This is a genomic window from Pseudomonas sp. GW821-FHT01E10, assembly GCF_059422365.1.
The window spans coordinates 275,278-298,339 of sequence record NZ_JBWKWT010000001.1; the positions used below are offsets into that span (position 1 = coordinate 275,278).

Genomic DNA, 23,062 nt, shown 5'->3' on the forward strand with positions numbered 1-23,062 from the left:
CGCACCCGGCGCTCAGGCAATGGCCTTGCGGCCGAGGAACATCACCAAAGCCAGGGTCGGGAGCAATGCCACCGATGCGGCAGACAGGTTCCAGCCGAAGTGCTCGTAGAGCGGGCTCGCCACCAGCGATCCCAAGGCACCGCCAACGAAGATACTGGTCATGTACACGGCGTTGAGGCGTGCCCGGCTGTGCGGGTCGATGGCGTACACCTCGCGCTGGCCCAGCACCATGTTCAGTTGCACGGCGAAATCCAGCAGCACCGCGCACACCACCAACCACAGGTAGCTGCTGCCGGGCAGCGCAGCGATCAACAATGAGGCCGGTGCCAGCAGCAGTGCGACCCGTGTTCCGCGGTGGCCGTGGCCGGCATCGGCCAAGCGCCCGGCAATCGGCGCAGCGACTGCACCTACCGCTCCGACCAGGGCAAAAATCGCCACCTGCGCCTGGCTGAAACCGTGGTGACGCATCAGCTCAATCGGCGCAAGCGTCCAGAACAGGCTGAAGCTTGCGAACAACAATCCCTGATACAACGAACGTTGACGCAGCACCGGATGGCGACGAGCCAGGGTAAACACCGAGCCGATCAGCGCGGCATAAGTCGCCTGATGCGTCGGCACACGGCGCGGCAGCGCAGCCGCGGTGATCAGGGCGATGACGGCCATCAGTGCCGCCGCGCTGTAAAACACCCCGCGCCAGCCGAACACTTCCACCAGCAGGCTGGACAGCGGACGCGACAACAGAATGCCCAGCAGCAGCCCGCTCATGATATTTCCCACCACACGACCGCGCGTGGCTTCGGGTGCCAGATGCGCCGCCAATGGCACCAGAATCTGCACCGCAACCGAAGTAAGGCCGATCAGCAATGAAAACACGAGGAACATCGACGGCGAGTGTGTCAGCCCGGCACACAACAGCGTAACGCTCGCCGCGAGGGTGAAACCCACGACCAGACGCCGGTTTTCCATCAGGTCGGCCAGCGGCACCAGCAACAGCAGACCCAGCGCATAACCAAACTGTGTGAGTGAAACGATCAGGCTGGCATTGGCGCTGGACAGGCCGATCTGCGGCGCGATCAATTCGACAATCGGCTGGGCGTAATAGAGGTTGGCCACGACCGCGCCGCAGCAAAATGCCAGGAACGCGACCATCAGGCCGGAGAGTGAAGCAGGCTGTTCGGCCTTGGCCGCTGCTGCGGGGTTACCCGTGAGCATGATGACACCTCGTTGAGTTCGGGAAAGTGATGCAAAGGCTAAGGGCTCGGGTCGATGCAGAGAATCCGTGCCCCCGGCAACGGAGTGATGCGCCATCCGCAACGGTGCCGGCGTTGCTGTTGGCGCAATGCGCTATTGCGCGACCTGGCAATACTCCGGCGCTTGCGCTTTCTCTAACCTTGGGCACTTGGCGCAGGGCTCTCCATCAGCGCCCTTCCCCGGTTGCTCAAGGAGCTGTTCATGATCCCGAATCCCTCATCGATGCGCATTGCGCGCCTCTCGCGTTGCAAATCCTCATGAAGGGCAACTTCCTGAGATCCAGCCTCCTCTGGATCAGCACGGCCGTCCTCGCTTCGATAGGCGCAATCGGCGCAGCGATGCTGATGTGGCGCCCGGCGATAGCACCGATTGAGCGCCCGCGAACGTTCGATGCCGCGCAATTGCAGCGCGGTGCGCGGGTGGTCGAAGCAGGCGATTGTGCGGTGTGCCATACGCGTCCGGGCGGTCAATACCTGGCGGGCGGGCTGCCGCTGGTGACGCCGTTCGGTACGCTCTACAGCACCAACATCACACCCGATCCGCAGACCGGTATCGGCCAATGGTCACTGCCGGCGTTCGAGCGGGCGATGCGTGAAGGGATCTCCCGCGATGGCCACTTCCTGTACCCCGCCTTCCCGTACGTGCACTACCGGCGCATGAGCGAAGGCGACATTGCCGACGCGTATGCGTACTTGATGAACGGCCCTGCCGTGAACTCACCGGCCATGCAAAACCACATGAATTTCCCGATGAACATCCGGCCACTGGTGTCGTTCTGGAATCTGCTGTTCCTGCATGCAAAGCCGCTGACACCTGTGGCGCAGCAATCTGAAGCGTGGAATCGCGGACGTTATCTGGTTGAAGGCCCCGGCCACTGTGCGGGCTGCCATTCACCGTTGAACCTGATCGGTGCCGAGAAGTCCGGCGAAAGCCTCGCGGGCGGAGAGGTGGATGGCTGGGAGGCGCCTTCGCTGCTCGGCATGGCCCGTCGCGCAAACCCGTGGAGCACTGAGCAGTTGGTCCACTATCTGCGGGCAGAAGTGGTGGACGGGCACGGCACAGCCGCGGGCCCGATGCGCCCGGTCAGCCTCAGTCTGGCTCGCTTGCCGGTCAGTGACGCCGAGGCGATTGCCGAGTATGTGCTAAGCCTGCAAACCAGGGCTGCGATCACCGAAATCCAACCCGGCGCCGGGAACGTTGAGACCTTGGACCAGACCAGCGGCGCCCTGCTGTTCGCCAGTGCCTGCGCCGGTTGTCATGCCCCTGCGGCGCCGATGCGCGAAATCGACGGGCGTCCGGGGCTGGATCGCACCTCGGCACTGCAAGCCCCAAGCGCACGCAACTTCCTGAAAACCGCGCTCGAAGGCGTGCCAGCAATGCCGGGCGTGCCCGGACCGGTCATGCCGCCGTTTGCCGCCAGCCTGGACAACGTTCAACTCATCGCCCTGGCGTCATACCTGCGCCAGCAAGCCAGGCCTGACCAACCCTGGACAGAGCTTTCTTCCACTATTGAAGCGATCCGTCAGGAGACGAAATGACCCAAGTCACGCTCAACGTCAACGGCTCGGCCCAAGCCTTGGAGCTGGAACCTGACATGCCGCTGCTCTATGCGCTGCGCAATCATCTGGGGCTGAACGGCGCCAAGTACGGGTGTGGCTTGGGGCAGTGCGGCGCCTGTACGGTCATCGTCGATGACAAACCGGTCTTTTCTTGCGTGACGCCCTGCGCGGGCCTTGAGGGCAAGAAGGTTCGAACGGTTGAAAGCCTCGGTTCTGCCGAACGTCCCAGCCCTTTGCAGAAAGCCTTTATCGACAAACAGGCGGCTCAATGCGGCTACTGCATCGCCGGCATGCTGATGCGCGCGCAGTCATTGCTGGAAAGCAATCCGCACCCGGACGAGCAGACCATTCGCGAGCACATGGCAGGCAACCTGTGTCGTTGCGGCACCCACCTGCGGATTATCGAGGCAATTAGCCTGGTGGCCGGGCAAAACGGGAGCGCGACATGACCGTGGAGAAAAAAGTCGACCACAGTCGCCGGGCTTTCTTGCGTGGAGGCGCCTTGCTGGTGGCGTTTACCCTGGTGCCGGCGGCGCGTCGTGCATGGGCCGACACCGAAGTGGATACCCTCGGCACGGTGGTGCTGGCGCCTGATCTGCCCGGCAGCCTGCGCACCAATCCCTACCTCGATGCGTGGATTCGCGTGGGCCCTGAAGGCATCACCGTCTACACCGGCAAGGTCGAATTGGGCACTGGCGTCAAAACAGCCTTGCTGCAAATTGCCGCCGAACGTCTGGAGGTTTCGCCGACGGCGATCAACCTGCTGACGGCCGACACTGCCCTGACGCCCAACGAAGGCTACACCGCCGGCAGCCATAGCATTTTCGACAGCGGCACCGCGCTGTTCAACGCGGCGGCGCAGGTGCGTGAGTTATTGCTGCAGTCGGCCGGGCGCAGCTGGGAGGTGGCACCGCCACTGTTGACGACACAGGAAGGCGTCATTCACGGCCCTGCCGGACAACGAATGTCCTACGCTGACGCCGTCAAAAACGTCGATCTGCACCTCTATGCCAAGTCCGAATCGCCGGCAATGCCCGCGACGGGCTTCAAGCTGATCGGTCATTCGCTGCAACGACTGGACATTCCGGCAAAAGTCAGCGGCGGCCCTGCATTTGTTCAGGACATTCGTCTGCCGGGCATGCTGCACGCTCGGGTCATTCGCCCTCCTCGTCCCGGCTGTACGCTGGAGGCCTTCGACGCGGAGTCGATCAAAACGTTGGCCGGGGTTGTGCAGGTGATTCGCGACGGCAATTACCTTGCCGTGGTGGCGCGTGATGAATGGCAAGCGATCAAGGCCATGCGCAGCGGATATGAATCGGCGCGCTGGAGCGGTGGACAAGCGATACCCGAGTCACGGGACATCCACACATTGCTCGAGCGCCTGCCTTCACGCCGCTACCCGATCAGCCATGAGGGCACCCCACAGGTGGCGACCGACAAGAGCTATCGAGCGCGCGTGACCAAGCAATACCTGATGCACGGATCCATCGGCCCGTCCTGCGCCGTGGCCTGGTTCAAGGACGGCACCCTCACCGTCTGGACCCACACCCAAGGCGTGTATCCGCTGCGCGCCGGGATCGCCGAAATGGTGCGGCTACCGCCCGAGCGCGTTCGCTGTATCCACACCGAAGGGTCCGGTTGTTACGGCCACAACGGCGCAGACGATGCAGCGGCCGACGCGGCGTTGATTGCCATGCGAATACCGGGCACGCCGGTGCGAGTGCAGTGGATGCGCGAGCAGGAAAATCTCTGGGAACCCTACAGCTCGGCGATGGTGACTGAAGTGCAGGCCAATCTTGATGCGCAAGGTCGACTGCAGGACTGGAACTATGAACTGTGGACCACGCCGCATAACGAACGCATCGTCAACGCGGGCCGGTTGCTGCCGGCGCGACTGCTGGCCCGACCGTTCATCTCTGCGCCTTCGGTGCCCATCGCTCAACCTGAAGGCGACGGCGATCGCAATGCCGTGCCGCTGTACACGCTGGCATCCACGCGCATCAACATGAACTTCGTCACTGAGATGCCGTTTCGCACCTCTGCCATGCGCTCGCTGGGCGCGCACATCAACATCTTCGCAATCGAGGCGTGCATCGATGAGCTTGCCGCCAGGGCCGGGAGCGATCCGGTGGCCTTGCGCCTTGCGCATCTGGCAGATCCCCGGGCGCGGGCCGTGGTGGAGCGCGTGCGCGACGCCATCGGCTGGCCGCAAAAAAGCAGCGAACCTGGCGCGGGCATCGGCTTCGCGTTTGCCCGCTATAAAAACATCATGGGCTATTGCGCGATCGCGGTGCGCTTGCGCGTACATCCGCAGACCGGCGAGGTGCAGGTCGATCAGGTCGTCACGGCGGTAGACGTCGGGCAAAACGTCAATCCCGATGGCCTGCGCAACCAGGTGGAAGGCGGGATCGTGCAGTCCACCAGTTGGACGCTGTATGAAAAAGTCGCCTATGACGCCGGGGGCATACGCAGCTACGACTGGAGTGGCTACCCGATCCTGCGCTTTTCGCAGGTGCCGAAAAAGGTCGACGTGCACCTGCTCGACCAGCCGGGACAGCCGTTTCTCGGCGCCGCCGAAATCGTCCAGGGACCGATGGCCGCCGCCCTCGGCAATGCCGTGGCGAACGCTACCGGCCGACGCTGGCTGAACCTTCCTTTGACCCGCTCGGAGCAACCGTCCTGACCCTGCGCAGCGTTGCGTTTCACGCAATGCAGCGTAGAGGCTGATGCGGATTATCAAGCGGCATGCAGCGGATTAACTTACGGCCATACGGTGCCTGGCCAAACGTCCATCGCCGCCCTGCTCCCTCTTTTCGAAATCTGGAGAAACTCTATGACGCAGCAACTGTTCCAACCCATCGCATTGGGGCCGTACACACTCCCGCACCGAGTGGCGATGGCGCCGCTGACCCGCTCACGCGCCGGGCAACCGGGCGATGTCCCGACGGCCATGAACGCCGAGTATTACCGTCAGCGTGCGAGTGCCGCATTGATCATCACCGAGGCGACGCAAATCTCCCGACAGGGCCAGGGCTATGCCTGGACCCCGGGCATCTACAGCGATGAGCAGGTACAGGCCTGGCGCGAAGTCAGCAGCCAGGTGCACGAGGCCGGCGGTTTGATCTTCATGCAACTCTGGCACGTGGGCCGCGTGTCGCACCCAAGCTTTCAGCCCGACAACGCCCTCCCGGTGGCCCCGAGCGCATTACCCGTGCCGGGCAAGACGTTCATCGTCGACGCGGATGGCAACGGTGTGTGGGGCGATGTGCCGGTTCCGCGGGCACTGGAAACCTCGGAGATCGCTGACATCATCAACGACTACCGCCGGGCCGCGCGCAATGCGCTGAACGCCGGGATGGATGGCGTGGAAATTCACGCAGGCAACGGCTATCTGTTGGATCAGTTCATCAACAGCAACAGTAACCAGCGCAAGGATAGCTACGGCGGCAGCCTGGAAAACCGTGCGCGCCTGTTATTGGAAGTGGTGGCGGCCGTCGTCGACGAAGTCGGTGCGCAGCGCGTGGGCGTACGCCTCACGCCGATGGGACGCTTCATGGGCATGGGCGATGAGACGCCGCAAGCTACGTTCAGCCACATCGTGCGTTCGTTGAACCAGTGGAATCTGGCCTACCTGCACCTCGTCGAGCCTGCCGTCGTTGGCACCGTCAAGGACGAGAACTTCGATCCGCGCTGGGATGCAATCATCGGCCAACTGCGTGCAGCGTGGGACGGCGTGCTGATGATCGCCGGTGGCTACGACCCCGAGACGGCGGAACAGGCCTTGATCGACGGCCGCGCGGACATCATCGCGTTCGGCAGACCGTTTCTGGCCAACCCTGATCTGCCACGACGAATTCGCGACGGGTTGTCGCTCAATGCGCCGGATCCGAGCACCTTCTTCGGTGGCGATCAGCGTGGATACGTGGATTACCCGGCTCACTCCTGACAGGTGAATCCAGACCATCAATGCACCTTGGCGCGCCCGTGGGCGCCTCGTCCGACGGGCAGGAGCGCCGCGCCAAGGAACTGATGCTGCGTGCAATCAGCCGCAGCGTTTGCATCAGCGAACTGGCTGAACAATGCGCTCTAGCACAACCTCCAGTGGATGGCGCAATTGCGTGTTGGCGAAGCGCTTCACCTGACTGCGGCAGGAGTATCCCGTCGCCAGCGCCTCATCCTTTTTGTCCAGCTTGCCGGCCCATGACTGCTCGAAAATGGTCCGCGAGGTGTCCTGGTTCCGGGCTTCATGACCGTAGGTTCCAGACATGCCGCAGCAGCCGGTCGCCTCAGTCGTCAACTTGAGCCCGAGCCGGGCAAAAACGGTTTCCCATTGCGAAGTGCTGGCCGGGACATTGGTTTTCTCGGTGCAGTGCGCCAACAAACGGAAGGTATCAGTCGCCGGATGCGGATTTTCCGGTAACGCATCGCAGAGCCATTCCTGGGGTAGCAGGACCTTTGGGCAATCGTTGAGCCCCGGTACTTTCTGATATTCCTGGCGGTAGACCAGGGTCATCGCCGGGTCCAGCCCCACCAGCGGCACTCCACAGTCGGCGAGCGTCTTGAGCTGATGGGCGTTGCGGATCGCCGCCTTGGCGAAGGCACCGAGGAAACCCTGCACATGCAAAGGCTTGCCGTTGGCGCTATAGGGCGCCAGAAACACCCGATAACCCAGCTGATGCGCCAACTGGATGAAGCTCGCCAGCAACGGGGTTTCGAAGTACCGGGTGAAGGCGTCCTGCACCAGCACCACGCTGCGCTCGCGTTGCGCGACAGTGAGCTCGCGCAAGGCTGGCACACTGGCGACAGCGACCTTGCAGCGGGTCAGCGTGGCCTGCAGGTTATGGCGATTGATCAACGGACTGTCGAGCATACCGACCTGTCGCTCTAGCAGACGGCTCACCCATTTCGAGCTCATCACCGCGTTGTACACACTTGGCGCGTAGGCCATGTAAGGCAGGGTGAACTCCAGCGAGCCGATCAAATAGTCGCGCAGCGGGCGTTGATAACGACCGTGGTACAGCTCCAGAAATCGCGAACGGAATTCCGGCACGTTGACCTTGACCGGGCATTGTCCCGCACAGGATTTACAGGCCAGACACCCCGCCATCGCGTCGTAGACCTCATGGGAGAAATCCGCCTCGCCACGCGAGCGCGCCAGGTTGTTGCGCAACCGCGTTGGCAACCCGCTCAGCCACGACAATTTGCCTCGGGCCGCTTGCAGTACATCGATATTGGCCGCGCCTTGCAGACGCAACCATTCGCGAATCAATGAGGCCCTGCCCTTTGGCGAATGCTGGCGTTCACGGGTGGCTTTCCACGACGGGCACATCGCATCGTTGGGATCGTAGTTGTAGCAGGCGCCATTACCGTTGCAGTGCACGGCGGAGCCGAAGCTTTGCCACACGCGCTCGTCGATTTGCCGGTCCAGGTCACCACGCAGCGTGACTTCGTTGACCTTGAGCAAGCCTTGGGCGGCGTCCGGCGGAGTGCAGATTTTGCCGGGATTGAGCTGATTGTGCGGGTCGAACGCGCCCTTGAGCGATTGCAGCGCCGGGTACAGCTCGCCAAAAAACTCGGGGACATATTCCGAACGCAATCCTTTGCCGTGCTCACCCCACAGCAGCCCCCCATAACGCCGGGTCAGCTCGGCGACGGCATCGGAAATCGGCTTGACCAGAGCGGCCTGCGCCGGATCTTTCATATCCAGCGCCGGACGTACATGCAACACACCGGCATCGACGTGACCGAACATGCCATAGGCCAGGCCATGGCTATCCAGCAAGGCGCGGAACTCAGCGATGTAGTCAGCCAGTTTCTCCGGCGGCACGGCGGTGTCTTCGACGAAAGGCTGCGGGCGAACCTCGCCGTCGACGTTACCCAGCAACCCGACCGAGCGCTTGCGCATGGTGTATACGCGAGTCACGGCTTCGGCCCCTTCGGCCAGGGTGTGGCCCAGTCGCTCAATCGTCGTGTCGGCCTGCAGATGCTCCACGAACGACGCCACGCGAGCATTTACGTCCGCCAGGTCTTCCCCGCTGAACTCCACCAGGTTGATGCCCAGCGTCGCGCGCCCGGCGTCCGTCGGGAAGTACTCGGCGACGCTGTGCCAGACGATGTCTTTCATCGCCAGCATCAACACTTTGGAGTCCACGGTTTCGATGGACAACGGCTTGTGCGCCAATAACGCATTAGCGTCGCGCAACGCATCCATGAAGCTGCTGTAGCGCACGTTCACCAACACCGAATACTTGGGAATCGGCAGCACGTTGAGCTTGGCCTCGACGATGTAACCCAACGAACCTTCCGCACCGCACAGCACACTGTTGAGGTTGAAACGCCCGTGCTCGTCACGCAGGTGCGCCAGGTCGTAACCGGTCAGGCAGCGGTTGAGTTTGGGGAAGACCGACTCGATCAGGTCGGCCTGGGTTTCCTGAATGTGCCGCGCCGTCCGGTACACCTCGCCGATGCGGCCGGATTGCGTGCATGCCACTTCCAGTTCCGCGTCGGACAGAGGCCGGCTGTGCAGACGCTCGCCACCGAGCAGCACACTGTGCAGTTCCAGCACGTGATCGCGGGTCTTGCCATAGGTGCAACTCCCCTGGCCGCTGGCGTCGGTGTTGATCATGCCGCCGACGGTGGCGCGGTTGGACGTCGACAGCTCCGGGGCGAAGAACAGCCCATGGGGTTTGAGCGCGGCATTCAGCTGGTCCTTGACCACGCCCGCCTGCACCCGCACCCAACGCTCGGCGACGTTGATTTCCAGGATGGTGTTCATGTGCCGCGACAAGTCGACCACGATGCCATCGGTCAATGACTGGCCGTTGGTGCCGGTGCCGCCGCCTCGCGGGGTCAGCTTGATCTGGCGAAAGCGTGGTTCGGCCATCAAGGTCGCGATGCGTGCGATGTCGTCCGCGTCCATGGGGAACACCGCCGCTTGCGGCAGGCGCTGGTAAATCGAGTTGTCGGTCGCCAGCACGGTGCGGGTGGCGTAGTCGGCGCTGAGCTGGCCACGAAAGCCGCTGGCGCGCAGGGCCTGAAGAAATTCCGGGTAGTCTGCCGCGAGTGCAACGGTGGGCAACTGAGCGATCATCGCAGGCTGTTCTCTTGTCGGTCTAATCATGGGAAAAATCAAAACACTTGTCGCCTGAGCATTAATGGGTCAGCCTCAGGTCGTCGGCTACGCCAATGATCCTGTAGGCTCTGGCGCCGGACAAACGGATAATCCTGCCGCTATCGATGACTTTTACGAATGAATTACCGTCACCTCACGCCCTCGATGTCGTTGCTGCTGGCCTTTGAGGCCGCCGCCCGCCATGAAAGCTACACCCGCGCCGCGATGGAACTGTCACTGACCCAAAGCGCCGTGAGCCGGCAAGTCCAGGCGCTGGAACAGCAACTGGGCCTGACGCTGTTTCGCCGTGAAGGCCGGCAAGTGCAGTTGACCGATGTCGGTCGTCTCTACCAGCGGGAAATGAGCGAAGCCCTCGGACGCATCCGCAGCGCCACGTTGCAAGCCATGGCTTATCAATCCGGCAGCGGCACCTTGCGCCTGGCCACCTTGCCGACCTTCGGCTCGAAGTGGTTATTGCCGCGCCTGCATGACTTCTACAAAACCCATCCCGGCATGCTGGTGCACATCAATTCCCGGATCGACGCCATCGACTTCGAAACCAGCGGTATCGATGCCGCGATCGTCGTCGGCAATGCCGATTTGCCGGGTCTGATCAGCCATCGCCTGCACACCGAAGAACTGATGGTGATCATTTCTCCAGAAGTGGCCGAGCTCCACGACGCCTGGACGCCGGAGCGCATTGGCGCACAGACACTGCTCAACGTCGCAAACAACGCCAACGTCTGGGGCGAGTGGTTCAGCCACCACGCCCTGCCCCATCGAATGATGCGGCTGGGGCCGAGTTTCGAACTCACCTCGCACTTGATCCAGGCCGTCAGGGCTGGCATCGGCATCGGTTTGGTGCCACGTATTCTAGTGGCCGACGAGTTGGCCAACGCAGAGCTGATCAGCCTCGACCAGCCGTTCGCCAGCCAGCGCAGTTACTACCTGACCTACCCGCCGCGCAACGAGATGTTGCCATCGCTTATCGCGTTCCGTACCTGGCTGCTGGAACAGATCTGAACGAGCGCGAAGAACAGGCTGTCCACTTTGTTCTTCTATGATGTCCATCAGTTGCGCGCGCAACTGCAGGATTTTTGATGCGTTGGTGGCAAGGGAATTGAGGAATCCATGACTGACCGCGAACAACTCCATCGAGATGGCTTTGCGCTGCTCCGTCGAGCGATCCCGGCCGAGTGGCTGGGTGACCTTCGTGCCGTGTTCGATGCGGGCGTGAAGCCGGCGGACCAATGGCCAGTGCCGCGTGGCATGGATTGGCGCCATTCGCTGCTGGATTCTGATTCGAAGATTCAGGCGGTGTGTCGTCTGCCGGAGCTGCTGACGGTGGTTGGTGAGCTGATCGGAGAGCGGTTTTTCCTCTCGCAGGTGGAGGGTCGCGAGCCCCTTGCAGGTGGCGGTCATCAGCAGCTGCACCGCGACTTGTCGGCCCAACGGCCCGGCGACATTGTGAACGCCATTGCTTACTTCGACGATTATGGCCCCGAGAACGGCGCAACACGTATCGTCCCCGGCAGCCATCGCCCTGACCAGGAAGCGCCGCCATTCGACTTCAATGACGAGTCCCGGTCCGTGCAGCTTTCAGGCTCCGCGGGTGACATCCTGGTGTTTGATGCCGATTTAGTGCATGCGGGCAGTCTGAACTCGATCGGCGCACGCCGGCGCTCCATCCTGATCAGTTATTTTGCAGAGACGTTATACGCGTCACACCTGGAAACGGTGAGCCTGCGCAGTATCCGGATGGACACGACCGATCGGTTCGACCCTTCGGACTTTACCTGCTCAAGCCATCAAAAATAGCGGACCGAAAACCAACAAGGAGTGCCTGCTATCAATGGCAGCCCCCACCACACCCGTCCAACTGACAATCGGACGGGTGTGGTGGCCTTGATGGATTCTCCAGGGGGGATCCACCCCTACAGCTGGGACTTTTTTTGTGTCCGCCACTTTCCTGGGGGCATATTGAATTTACTGGAGAACATTCGGGTGAAATGGGCTTGATCAGCAAACCCGCACTCCAACCCCACTTGAGAAATAGAAAAATCAGTTTGCTCAAGGAATTCTTTCGCTCGGGTTAATCTTGCAAGCTGAAGCCAATCACGTGGGGAGTGGCCCGTAGCATTCTTGAAAGCTCGGGAGAAGTGACTTCGTGACAAGGAACACTCCTTGGCTACGGCCGAAACCTGAATGCCGCAATCAAGGTTTTCCATCATGACTTCTTTTGCTTTTCGCTCCTGCCAATAACTCAGTCTGCCCGGCCCGTTATTGGTCGCTATGAGTCGCAGATTGGCGCATGCCATCGTCATGATCGGCTCAGCGCCAAGCCCGGCGGCACCGATTGCGATGGATACCCGTTTGTCGCCTCCCTGGCTGGACTTGAAGACTTCTACAACGTCCACGTCGTTCATTGTGACCTCTCAATGTTGGAGACGAGGTCTATTGTGGCCAGCATCATTTTGGCGGAAGCGCTTGATCGGGCCGTCCATGCGCTCGTTTGGGCCAGATCGTTAGCGGGGTTTGCGTAGCCCGCTTGGGGTTAGGCCCAGGTGGCGCTTGAACAGTCGAGCAAGGTATGAGGGGGAGTCCAGGCCTACCGCGAGGCTGACTTCGAGGATCGATAGTGAAGTGCATGAAACAAGCCGGGCGGCCGTTTCCACTCGGGTGCGGTTGGTGAAATCCAGCAGGGTTTCGCCCGTAATGTCTTTGAAGATACGAGTAAGGTGACGCCGTGACAGGTGGAACTCATGCCCAATCGACTCAATATCCAAATCTGTTTCCAGATTCTCCTGAATGTAGCGCTGTATGTCGCGAACCAGCGTCGCCTGCTGCTGATGTTCACTCGGCTGCGGCTGAGTCTGCTGACAAGCGATAACCCGAGCGCACTCCTCGAAGAGCAGATGATTGAGATGGGGTAATTGGCGCTGAAAGGCCTCCGCAGATGCACTGCCTTGCAGTTGGTCGTACAGGCGCAAGATACTTTCCAGCGTCTCTGTTCCTTGCCAGATCCCCGATCGATTTACCTGTTTGGCGAAACCGCTGTAACCGTTCATCTGTCCTTGATGCTTGATGTAAGAGGGATCGACATACAAGGTCATATGTTTCTCCCGCCCCGGAGCCGCTTGGGTTGCGTGTGCAAAGTCTGCCGGCACAAAGGAAAACAACCGGGGCGAAACGTGAGAAGTCTGGCTGCTTTCGGTCGACAGGAATAGCCCACCCTGGCGTGGTAACAGCAGCATATGACAGTTATGGGCGTGCCAATCCACGGCGTAGCCACCGGTGTCGCTAGTCTCCAAGTGAAACACTTCGGGCGACTGACCACTGAGCTTGGACGACATGTAGGCCATAAAATAGACCCCTTAATACAAGTGCACCGCTGCAATAGCCTCGTCGGGGCGGTTCTGAGCGGCGGATGGGGACCATCGGTAACAATAGATGCGTCATCATACATACCTTCCCAACGCCGCACGACCAGACCAAAGCGTCCCTCCCCCCCCTTGACTTGCGCCCGACCCACGCGCACTGCCGATCGCTGTGGATGACCCGGATCATCTCTCCATCAGGCAATACGCTCGAATAGTCAAAACATGGGTAACAGCCATTGGACTTGATCCGACGATGCAATTTTTTGAGGTATGCATTCCCTTCAGGAATGCTCCACATAAAATTAATGAATTTTTATTATTGCTGTGTCTGGCGTAGCTTGATTTCAGGACATGGAGAACCGCCTTGAAATCATCCCCTCTCAACTCAGAAAAATTTGATACCTCACGAGCCAACGAGTACGGACGACAGAGCCGTATTGCGCTAGCAGGATATGACGCCTGCCAAGACTTGGCGGCGTGCATGCTGGCGGCAAGCCTGGGCACTGCACGTTCGGCAAAAATACTTGTAGTTGGCGCTGGCGGTACGGCGCAGGAAATTGTTGCTATGGCCAAGCTTGAGCCGGGTTGGCGCTTCACGGCCGTTGATCCGTCCGAGCCGATGTTGGAGGCTGCAAAGCAGCAATTAGAGGCAAACAACTTGCTTGAAAGAACGGCCATGCATCTTGGGCATGTTGAAGACCTGGCAGCAGACGAGTCATACGACGCAGCGACCTTGATCGGGGTACTCCATCATCTCGATGGAGATGAAACCAAGCGACAAATTTTACGATCCATTCGGGCTCATCTAAAACCGGGGGCGCCGTTGATTGTCGCGGGGAATCAATACGCTTATGCCAGCCAGCCGCTACTGCTTGCGGCTTGGGGGCAGCGGTGGCGGCAGCATGGAGCCAGCCCGGATGAAGTGAAGGTCAAGCTTGGGAAAATCCTTCAAGGTGCTGATCCTCCACATTCCGAGGCGGCGGTTCAAAAACTCTTGCATGACGCCGGATTTGGAGACGCTACCCGTTTCTTCAGCAGCCTTTTCTGGGGGGCGTGGTTGACGTGCAAAGTGGTCTGAACATGATTGAAAGTATTAGATATACGTCGACCGTAACAGACCAATGGCGGGAAATCTATAATCACCAACGTCCACACCAAGCTCCGGATTTTAACGTTCCTGCCTCCCGGCATCGGCAAAGTGAGCTGTGCTATCAGGAGGTACCGGCGGAACTGGAGTACGGCGATGATGACGAAGTGCGAACAGTGCAAGCCAACGGGGAGCTCAACTGGTGAGGGTAGGAGCTCAAGCTGGGCCCGGGCGTTTACCGGTGAGCGTGTGGGCTTGCGCAGGACCTTGGAGGACGGCAAGCACGATGTCTACTGGGTAGGCATCGCGTTGCACAAATTGAGATGAACGCCCGATCCGTAATATCAGGTAAACGGCTTCGTTAACTGTCCACTATGTCTCCGAACATGTGTCCACCATGTCCCCCGGTCCAAACAGAACGCCCCGCAGGAATCACCCTGCGCTTTCACAGAAGAGCGTTCAAGCGCAAGGGCACTGTCCTTCGGGGCATCACTCAATTTCGATGCAACAGGGTATTGGGCGCAACGCCAAATGCTTTGCGAAACGCATGGCTGAAATGGGAGAAGTCAGAAAACCCGAAGTCCAGCGCCGCCTGGGACACACTGCGCACCTGACCGCGCTCGATCGCTTCACGGCTGGCATTCAGGCGCTCTTTCCAGATTTCTGCCACGGGGGTCTTCTGGTAGCGGGCGAAGGCTCGGGTGACGGTGCGGGTGGACACATTGTGGGCCTGCGCGATGACTTCAATCGACAAGTCCGGCTCGGTCAAGTGCCGTTGAATGTACTTCATGATGCGGCCGTAGAGATCCAGCTCATCGTGACTGATCTTCAAGTCCTGGAGTTCCAGGCTGATGACAAGGAGGTCGAGCAAAGCGCTGGAGTAACGGTTCGAGATGGCCTCATCCTGCAACGATGCCGGCGCACTCGCGGCCTGACGCAACATTTCACGCAATGGAATGACTCCCGGACGCCGCTCGTCGAGAACCATCGCGGTGTAATCGGCGATACGTGGCAGGCGTTCGACGAGCAAGGCTCGCGGAATGCGCACCAGGTGGTTTTCAGTGCCACCGAAGCTGAATCGAAACGCCTGAGTTGCGTCATAAAGAAACAAATTGCCCGCCGCCAGGTTGGCTTTTCTGCCGCCTTGTTCAATCTGGCCGTGGCCATTTCGAGAGAACCCCAACCATAAATCTTCGGAAGGACCACTGCGCAGATGCTGCTCGGAGCGTTCCCAGTAATGCAGGGGTGCAGACAGCGAACAAATGTCCAGATCACCCACGGTATTGACTGCAAGCGAGCCATCAAAACTGCTCTGGGACAAAGGTTTGCTATCGGCCGCCAGGCAATGGCGGCAGACCACTTCCTTCCAATAATCAAAGCGGCGCGGGGCCGCGACAGCGAGGGTCGAATATTGAGTGCTTGGGTTCATGCCACGGACCTCAGTACAACCTTGCAGTAAGAGCGCGAGAAGTTCTAACGGCTTTATCGCAGCAATTAACAGGCCAAGCGCATTCATGCCGATCCTGAAGGGCTCTGCGAAGTGACTGCCATCGAGGTTTTCGCCCGGCCAACGTGACGCGAGAACACCTCAAAATCCCCACTTAGAGGCAGAGTGCCTGACGTATTCGGCGTGGGTGCACCAATGCCGATCATGGCCGCGCCGCGTGTGTCGGCGTTGTCTTTTACAACCAAACGGTTGTCCTGACGAACAAAGCGGCCTATCGCCGTCCAGCCTAATTTTCACCTCACAGCAGCTCATCCCCCTGCTGATGAGGCCTCCCATGGACCGACAATATTCAAAACAATTGCCTGACTCATCCTGGCTTCTGCACATGCGCGATCTCGTGCCTGAGGAGTCGGTTTACTGGTTGATTGAATGGGGAGCCATGAAGCTGCTGCATCGACGGCAGGTCGCCAAGCGCACCCCGCCGCCGAAGCGTGAATCCAAACCGCTTGCCTGAAAAAAAAACGAGGAGCTCAAGATGGAATCTGCAATCGACAAACATCTCAAATGCCCACGCACCCTGTCCCGCCGCGTGCCCGATGAGTATCAGCCGCCGTTTCCGATGTGGGTGGCACGCGCTGACGAGCAACTGCAACAAGTAGTGATGGGGTACTTCGGCGTGCAGTATCAAGGCGATGCACAGCGCGAGGCCGCGTTGCAGGCGATGCGTCATATCGTCGGCAGTTTCAGCCTGGCCAATGGCCCGCAGAACCACGACTTGACCCACCACACCGACAACAGCGGCTTCGACAATCTGATTGTCGTCGGGTATTGGAAAGACCCGGCGGCCCACTGTCGCTGGTTGCGTTCACCGGAGGTGAATGACTGGTGGGCTTCGTCGGATCGGCTGAGTGATGGCCTTGGCTATTTCCGTGAAATCAGCGCCCCGCGCGCCGAGCAGTTTGAGACCCTGTACGCCTTCCAGGACAACCTGCCCGGCGTCGGCGCGGTAATGGATACGACCAGTAGTGAAATCGAAGAACACGGCTACTGGGGCTCGATGCGCGACCGCTTCCCGATCTCCCAGACAGACTGGATGATGCCCACCAGCGAGCTGCAAGTGGTCGCGGGTGATCCCGCCAAGGGTGGCCGGGTGGTGATCATGGGGCATGACAACCTCGCCTTGATTCGCTCAGGCCAGGACTGGGCGGACGCCGAGGCTGAAGAACGTTCACTGTACCTCGACGAGATCCTGCCGACCCTGCAGGACGGCATGGACTTCCTGCGTGACAACGGCCAATCCCTGGGCTGCTACAGCAACCGCTTCGTGCGCAATATCGACCTGGACGGCAACTTCCTCGACGTGAGCTACAACATCGGTCACTGGCGCTCGATCGAGAAGCTCGAACGCTGGGCGGAATCCCACCCCACCCATCTGCGAATTTTCGTGACCTTCTTCCGTGTCGCGGCGGGCCTGAAGAAATTGCGGCTGTACCACGAAGTGTCGGTGTCGGACGCCAAGAGCCAGGTGTTCGAGTACATCAACTGTCACCCGCAGACCGGAATGCTGCGCGACGCGCAATCGCCTGCATCCTGAACCTGGCCGGCGTCTAAAACCCCGAATTTCTGCCGTTTTGCCGCCCTGCCCGGGCGGCACGGCCTTGCCGTGCAAGGAATAAAAGATGAATAAGATCCGTCTGCTGACACTCTCCACGCTGTTGCCCGTACTCCACGCGAACGCTGGCGAGGTGGCCCCTGGCGATTACGAGCAATACCCGGTCGGCGCTACCATCGGCGCGATTTACTACCAGCACTCCACCACAGACTCGGCCTACGCCAATGGCCATAAGGCCAGCTCGGACTTCAGGTTGAGCTCGGACGTCGGCATCCTGCGTCTGCTCCATGTGTACGCGCTGAGTGAAACGGTCACCATCGACCCGCAATTCCTCCTGCCCTTCGGGCACGTTTCCACTGGCGGCGATGCCTCGACACTCGGCAGTACCCGGGGCGTCGGCGACTTGATCCTCACCGCGCCGGTCAAGTGGCGGCTCAATGAAGCCCGCGACACCCTCAGTATCGCCCCCTATGTGTATGTCCCTTCCGGTACCTACGACAAGAACGACGCGCTCAACCTCGGTGAGAACCGCTGGAAATTCGAGCTGCAGAGCGCCTACGTCAAGCACTTCACGGAGAAGTGGGCAATGGACCTGGTCGGCGGTGCCACCTGGTATGGCGATAACACCGATTACGGCGCCAATGGCGACCGCCTCAAGCAGGACGTGTCCTACGCTGCCCAGGTGATGGGCCGTTACATGCCAGACCCCACCACGGCATTCGGCGTCGGCTTCGGGCGTACCTGGGGCGGTGAAACCAGCGTCGCGCGTGTCAACCAGGACGACGAAATGGGCACCACCAACTTCCGCCTGACAGCCACCAAATTCGTCACCCCCCAGGACCAGCTCCAGCTGCAGCTGGGCAAGGACCTTTCAGTGGATAACGGCGCCAAAGAGGACTTCCGCATGAACCTGCGTTACGCGCACGTGTTCTAGCCAACCGTCCAGCAGACAGCCGCCGGACACCCTTCCTGCGCCTGGCGCAAGGATGTCCGGCTCAACCAAGTCGGTGTCTTTTTCAACCAAGCCACCGCGCAGAGGCACGGATTATCTTGAACCCCAGGCCACCACGATAAGGACAGCCCCACCATGGCAATCGTTCGTCCCACCCTTGAACACTTACTGGACATCGCGAACGGCCTGCACATGCAGCTCAGCCGTGAACAAGCCAGTGAATACCTGGCCCTGATGCAGTCGAGCTTCGACGCCTACGACCTGATCGACGAGCTGCCCGATTGCGTGCCGCCCGTCCGTTACGAGCGCAGTTCCGGCTACCGCCCTTCGGCGGCCCACAACCCCTTGAACGCCTGGTATTACCGCACCGAAGTCAACGGCGCACCGCAAGGCAAGCTGGCGGGCAAAACCGTCGCGCTCAAGGACAATATCGCCCTGGCCGGCGTCCCCATGATGAACGGTGCCGCGCCACTCGAAGGTTTCGTCCCGTCGTTCGATGCCACCGTGGTCACGCGCTTACTGGATGCGGGGGCGACCATTCTCGGCAAGGCCACGTGCGAGCACTACTGCCTGTCCGGTGGCAGTCACACCTCTGACCCCGCACCGGTACACAACCCCTATCGTCAGGGTTTCGCCTCCGGTGGTTCCTCTTCCGGCAGCGCGGCACTGGTGGCCGCCGGCGAAGTGGATCTCGCGGTCGGCGGCGATCAGGGCGGCTCCATTCGGATTCCTTCGGCATTCTGCGGTACTTACGGGATGAAGCCGACCCACGGCCTGGTGCCCTACACCGGGATCATGGCGATCGAAGCGACCATCGACCACGCCGGGCCCATCACGGCCAACGTGCGCGACAACGCGTTGATGCTGGAAGTCATGGCCGGCGCCGACGGCCTCGACCCACGCCAGGCCGCGCCCCGGGTCGACACCTACAGCAATTACCTGGACCGTGGCGTGCAAGGGCTCAGGATCGGCATCCTGCAGGAAGGTTTCCAGCTGGCCAACCAGGACCCGCGCGTAGCTGCATCGGTGCGTAACGCCATCGCCCAGTTTGAGCGGCTCGGCGCGCATGTCGAGGAAGTCTCTGTGCCAGAGCACAAGATCGCCGGCTCGCTGTGGCTCCCCATCGGCTGTGAAGGCCTGACAATGCAGATGATGCACGGCAATGGCGCCGGTTTTAACTGGAAAGGCCTGTACGACCTCACGTTGCTGGACAAGCAAGCCGGGTGGCGCGAGCAGGCGGATCAGCTGTCCGCGTCTCTCAAGCTGTGCATGTTTGTCGGTGAATACGGCATCAAGCACTACAACGGCCGTTTCTACGCCAAGGCGCAGAATCTCACACGCATGGCCCGGGCCGGTTACGACGCGGCGCTGGCGCGCTACGACTTGCTGGTGATGCCGACCGTGCCGATCATCGCCCAGCCTCATCCGGAACCCGGTTGCTCGATCACGGAATACGTGGCCCGGGCGCTGGAAATGATCGGCAACGCCTCAGCCCAGGACATCACCGGCCATCCGGCCATGTCGATTCCCTGCGGGCTGGTGGACGGCCTGCCGGTCGGGCTCATGCTGGTGGGCAAGCACTATGCCGAAGGCACGATTTACCAGGCGGCCGCGGCGTTCGAAGCGTCCGTTGACTGGAAAAACAGTTAACCGGTCGGTCCCCGCGCAGCGCACAGAAACAAACACCCCAGGCGCTGCTTAAACGCTCAACGATGAGGAGTTAACTGATGAACACCGATGAAAAAACCACCTCGACCCCAGGCGAGCGAGCCCGCGCCCTATTCCAGGTGCTCAAGCAAAAGGAGCTGATTCCCGACGGCTATATCGAACAGCTGACCCAACTCATGGCCCACGACTGGAGCCCGGAGAATGGCGCTCGCGTGGTGGCCAAGGCCTGGGTCGACCCGCAGTTTCGTGAACTGCTGCTCAAGGACGGTACCGCTGCCTGCGCGCAATTCGGCTATACCGGCCCACAAGGTGAATACATCGTCGCCCTGGAAGACACTTCCACGCTGAAAAACGTGATCGTCTGCAGCCTGTGCTCCTGCACCAACTGGCCCGTCCTCGGCCTGCCGCCGGAGTGGTACAAGGGCTTCGAATTCCGTGCCCGCCTGGTCCGCGAAGGGCGCACCGTTCTGCGGGAACTGGGCACCGAGCTGCCAGAGGGAGCCACCATCAAAGTGTGGGACACCAGTGCCGAAAGCCGCTATCTGGTGCTGCCGGTACGACCCGAGGGCAGTGAGGGCATGGATGAAGAGGCCCTGCGGGCCCTGATCACCAAGGACGTCCTGATCGGCGTGGCGCTGCCGCAGGTAGCGTAGCCAGGGCGCTGGGTTTCTTTCACTTTTCAGAGGTGTTCACAATGGATGGCTTTCACGATCTCGGCGGTTTTCAAGGCTTTGGCAAAGTCCCGCACACCATCAATAGCCTGAGCTACAAACAGGTGTTCAAGCAGGACTGGGAACACCTGGCCTACAGCTTGATGTTCATCGGCGTCGATCACCTGAAAAAATTCAGCGTCGACGAAGTGCGCCACGCCGTCGAACGCCTGGATGTTCGCCAACATGTCGGCACGCAATACTACGAGCGCTACATCATCGCCACCGCGACCCTGCTGGTAGAAACAGGCGTGATTACCCAGGCAGAACTTGATGAGGCCCTAGGCTCTCACTTCAAGCTGGCGAACCCCGCCCACGCGGGGGGTCGCCAGGCGATCACCGGTCGGCCCCCCTTCGAGGTGGGCGATCGGGTGGTCGTTCGCGACGAATATGTGGCCGGGCATATCCGCATGCCGGCCTACGTACGCGGCAAGGAAGGCGTGATCCTGCACCGCACGTCAGAACAGTGGCCCTTCCCGGATGCCATCGGCCATGGCGATGTGAGCGCGGCGCATCAGCCGACCTACCACGTCGAATTTCGTGTGAAAGACCTTTGGGGCGACGCGGCGGACGATGGTTTCGTGGTGGTCGATCTTTTTGAAAGCTACCTCGACAAGGCGCCCAGCGCAAAAGCGGTGAACGCATGATTGACGGCGCCCAGGCGGACCGACTGCCGGTGACGGTCCTTTCGGGCTTCCTCGGTGCCGGCAAAACCACCCTGCTGAACCATATCCTGCGCAATCGCGAAGGCCTGAGAGTCGCGGTCATCGTCAACGATATGAGCGAAGTCAACATCGATGCCGAAGCGGTGCAGCGCGACGTGTCGCTGCACCGTGGTCGCGATGAGTTAATCGAGATGAGCAACGGCTGTATTTGCTGCACACTGCGCGCCGATTTGCTGGAGCAGATCAGTGATCTGGCACGTCAGCAGCGTTTCGACTACCTGCTCATTGAATCCACCGGGATCTCCGAGCCGATGCCGGTGGCGGAGACGTTCGCCTTCCTTGACACCGAAGGCTTCAGCCTCAGCGAACTGGCACGCCTGGACACCTTGGTGACGGTGGTCGATGGCAGCCAGTTTCAGGCGCTGCTCGAGTCGCCGGATACCGTGGCCCGTGCGGATGCCATGGAAGACGCGCCGGAGCGCCATCTGGCCGACCTTCTGATCGAGCAGGTGGAGTACGCCAACGTTATTCTCGTCAACAAACTGGACCTGATCGATGACGCCGGTTACCAGGCACTGCACGCCATTTTCGCCGGCCTGAACCCCGGCGCGCAGATCCTGCCGATGACCCACGGTCAAGTCGCGCTGTCGAGCATCCTCGGCACCCATCTGTTTGATTTACCCAGCCTTGCCGCGTCGCCGGGCTGGATGAGGAAAATGGAGGCGACCGACGCGCCAGCCTCCGAAGCGGACACCTACGGTGTGACATCCTGGGTCTACCGTGAGCGGACACCCTTTCACCCACAGCGCTTGCTCGACTTTCTCCAGCGCCCCTGGCGCAACGGACGGCTGTTGCGCAGCAAAGGCTATTTCTGGCTCGCCAGCCGGCACCTGGAAACCGGCATGCTGGTGCAGAGCGGCGGGCAGTTCCAGTGGGACTATGTCGGCCACTGGTGGAACTTTATCGATCCGTCGCAATGGCCATGGGATGAATACCGGCTCCAGAGCATCATGGCCAAGTGGGACAACGTGGTCGGTGATTGTCGCCAGGAATTGGTGTTCATCGGCCAGGGCCTCGACACCGAGGTTTTACAGCGCGAGCTTGACCACTGCCTGCTCAGTACCCGGGAAATCGCCGCCGGCCCACTGGCCTGGCAAGCCCTGCCGGGGGCGACAGTGTTTGATTCGCAGTCGTTGTCGGTACGTCCACCGCAGCCCCTGGCGGCTGACATCACTTCACTCAGGTAGAGGTGCTCCATGTTTTTTTCAGCCGGACAACCCACTGGTTATTGGCTCCGCTCGCCGACAGACTGGACCAGCCTGACCAGGCGAGCACGCCGTTGTCGTCGAACAACCCGTTGTTGCGACGCATCCTGACCAGCGTCGAGCAATTGCTGCAAGAGCGTCGGATGCAGAAAGACGAGGTGCGCGCACTGAGCCTGGAAGTCGCCGAACTGAACGAGCGCCTGGCCTGCCGCGACAGGCTGTTGCGCCAATGGGAGGCTCGCCAACAGCTTATCGCTCAAGGCGCCTTGTCCTGGATCTTTCCATCGGTTTGACACAGCCAATTGCCGTCGGCGTCAACGCGCTGCTGGGCGACCCGCGCCATTACCTCGCCGAC

21 protein-coding genes are annotated in these 23,062 nt (G+C 60.8%); 16 read left to right on the top strand and 5 right to left on the bottom strand.

Annotated features, from left to right (window positions below):
- Positions 1-12 precede the first annotated feature (12 nt).
- Entirely contained in the window at positions 13-1,212 is a 1,200-nt protein-coding gene (locus AC07V0_RS01265) for an MFS transporter (RefSeq protein ID WP_495019310.1), read from the bottom strand.
- 377 nt (positions 1,213-1,589) lie between these two features.
- Here AC07V0_RS01265 and AC07V0_RS01270 point away from each other — a divergent pair, with 377 nt between their 5' ends.
- The 4 genes from AC07V0_RS01270 to AC07V0_RS01285 all read left to right on the top strand — a co-directional run bounded on the left by AC07V0_RS01270 (position 1,590) and on the right by AC07V0_RS01285 (position 6,756).
- Complete coding sequence (locus tag AC07V0_RS01270) at positions 1,590-2,789, top strand: cytochrome c (protein WP_245846265.1); 1,200 nt, start codon at positions 1,590-1,592, stop codon at positions 2,787-2,789.
- Positions 2,786-3,259, top strand: a complete 474-nt coding sequence (locus tag AC07V0_RS01275) for a (2Fe-2S)-binding protein (protein WP_086945556.1) — start codon at positions 2,786-2,788, stop codon at positions 3,257-3,259. Before AC07V0_RS01270 ends, AC07V0_RS01275 begins: the two co-directional genes overlap by 4 nt.
- Entirely contained in the window at positions 3,256-5,493 is a 2,238-nt protein-coding gene (locus AC07V0_RS01280) for a xanthine dehydrogenase family protein molybdopterin-binding subunit (RefSeq protein WP_495019311.1), read from the top strand. Before AC07V0_RS01275 ends, AC07V0_RS01280 begins: the two co-directional genes overlap by 4 nt.
- Positions 5,494-5,643: 150 nt before the next feature.
- On the top strand, positions 5,644-6,756 hold the full coding sequence (locus AC07V0_RS01285; RefSeq protein ID WP_495019312.1) for an alkene reductase: 1,113 nt from the start codon (positions 5,644-5,646) through the stop codon (positions 6,754-6,756).
- Between the two features lie 114 nt (positions 6,757-6,870).
- On the opposite strand, the gene ydiJ is transcribed toward AC07V0_RS01285, so the two are convergent.
- On the bottom strand, positions 6,871-9,900 hold the full coding sequence (gene ydiJ, locus AC07V0_RS01290) for a D-2-hydroxyglutarate dehydrogenase YdiJ (RefSeq protein WP_495019313.1): 3,030 nt from the start codon (positions 9,898-9,900) through the stop codon (positions 6,871-6,873).
- Between the two features lie 159 nt (positions 9,901-10,059).
- On the opposite strand from ydiJ, the gene AC07V0_RS01295 reads away from it, so the two are divergent.
- Both AC07V0_RS01295 and AC07V0_RS01300 read left to right on the top strand, forming a co-directional pair.
- A complete protein-coding gene (locus AC07V0_RS01295; RefSeq protein ID WP_086945559.1) occupies positions 10,060-10,944 on the top strand; it encodes a LysR substrate-binding domain-containing protein in 885 nt (294 codons plus the stop codon).
- 108 nt (positions 10,945-11,052) lie between these two features.
- On the top strand, positions 11,053-11,739 hold the full coding sequence (locus AC07V0_RS01300) for a phytanoyl-CoA dioxygenase family protein (RefSeq protein ID WP_086945560.1): 687 nt from the start codon (positions 11,053-11,055) through the stop codon (positions 11,737-11,739).
- Between the two features lie 116 nt (positions 11,740-11,855).
- On the opposite strand, the gene AC07V0_RS01305 is transcribed toward AC07V0_RS01300, so the two are convergent.
- Together AC07V0_RS01305 and AC07V0_RS01310 are read right to left on the bottom strand one after the other, a co-directional pair.
- Positions 11,856-12,347 carry a helix-turn-helix domain-containing protein gene (locus AC07V0_RS01305; protein WP_064617675.1) on the bottom strand — a complete coding sequence of 164 codons (492 nt, stop codon included), beginning with the start codon at positions 12,345-12,347 and terminating at the stop codon, positions 11,856-11,858.
- Positions 12,348-12,446: 99 nt separating this feature from the next.
- A complete protein-coding gene (locus tag AC07V0_RS01310; protein WP_495019314.1) occupies positions 12,447-13,283 on the bottom strand; it encodes an AraC family transcriptional regulator in 837 nt (278 codons plus the stop codon).
- A 382-nt stretch (positions 13,284-13,665) separates the two neighbouring features.
- Between AC07V0_RS01310 and AC07V0_RS01315 the strand changes: the two genes are divergently transcribed.
- Both AC07V0_RS01315 and AC07V0_RS01320 read left to right on the top strand, forming a co-directional pair.
- A complete protein-coding gene (locus AC07V0_RS01315; RefSeq protein ID WP_064617671.1) occupies positions 13,666-14,379 on the top strand; it encodes a class I SAM-dependent methyltransferase in 714 nt (237 codons plus the stop codon).
- A gap of 168 nt (positions 14,380-14,547) precedes the next feature.
- Entirely contained in the window at positions 14,548-14,715 is a 168-nt protein-coding gene (locus tag AC07V0_RS01320) for a hypothetical protein (RefSeq protein ID WP_488175612.1), read from the top strand.
- 166 nt (positions 14,716-14,881) lie between these two features.
- Here AC07V0_RS01320 and AC07V0_RS01325 read toward each other — a convergent pair whose 3' ends face one another.
- Positions 14,882-15,817, bottom strand: a complete 936-nt coding sequence (locus tag AC07V0_RS01325; RefSeq protein ID WP_018929040.1) for an AraC-like ligand-binding domain-containing protein — start codon at positions 15,815-15,817, stop codon at positions 14,882-14,884.
- 352 nt (positions 15,818-16,169) lie between these two features.
- On the opposite strand from AC07V0_RS01325, the gene AC07V0_RS01330 reads away from it, so the two are divergent.
- The 8 genes from AC07V0_RS01330 (at position 16,170) to AC07V0_RS01365 (ending at position 23,000) form a co-directional block, all read left to right on the top strand.
- Positions 16,170-16,349 carry a hypothetical protein gene (locus AC07V0_RS01330; RefSeq protein ID WP_192350397.1) on the top strand — a complete coding sequence of 60 codons (180 nt, stop codon included), beginning with the start codon at positions 16,170-16,172 and terminating at the stop codon, positions 16,347-16,349.
- A 21-nt stretch (positions 16,350-16,370) separates the two neighbouring features.
- A complete protein-coding gene (oxdA, locus tag AC07V0_RS01335; RefSeq protein WP_086945563.1) occupies positions 16,371-17,429 on the top strand; it encodes an aliphatic aldoxime dehydratase in 1,059 nt (352 codons plus the stop codon).
- Between the two features lie 85 nt (positions 17,430-17,514).
- The gene (locus AC07V0_RS01340; RefSeq protein ID WP_477743167.1) at positions 17,515-18,381 is read left to right on the top strand and encodes a transporter; all 867 of its coding nucleotides are present in this window, start codon (positions 17,515-17,517) and stop codon (positions 18,379-18,381) included.
- Positions 18,382-18,534: 153 nt separating this feature from the next.
- On the top strand, positions 18,535-20,049 hold the full coding sequence (locus AC07V0_RS01345; RefSeq protein ID WP_495019315.1) for an amidase: 1,515 nt from the start codon (positions 18,535-18,537) through the stop codon (positions 20,047-20,049).
- Positions 20,050-20,126: 77 nt separating this feature from the next.
- Positions 20,127-20,720, top strand: a complete 594-nt coding sequence (gene nthA, locus AC07V0_RS01350) for a nitrile hydratase subunit alpha (protein ID WP_086945566.1) — start codon at positions 20,127-20,129, stop codon at positions 20,718-20,720.
- A 41-nt stretch (positions 20,721-20,761) separates the two neighbouring features.
- A complete protein-coding gene (gene nthB, locus AC07V0_RS01355) occupies positions 20,762-21,424 on the top strand; it encodes a nitrile hydratase subunit beta (protein WP_018929034.1) in 663 nt (220 codons plus the stop codon).
- A complete protein-coding gene (locus AC07V0_RS01360) occupies positions 21,421-22,689 on the top strand; it encodes a GTP-binding protein (protein ID WP_495019316.1) in 1,269 nt (422 codons plus the stop codon). The genes nthB and AC07V0_RS01360 overlap by 4 nt, the downstream gene beginning before the upstream one ends.
- Before the next feature lie 92 nt (positions 22,690-22,781).
- Positions 22,782-23,000, top strand: a complete 219-nt coding sequence (locus AC07V0_RS01365) for a hypothetical protein (RefSeq protein ID WP_237229614.1) — start codon at positions 22,782-22,784, stop codon at positions 22,998-23,000.
- Positions 23,001-23,062: the final 62 nt, after the last annotated feature.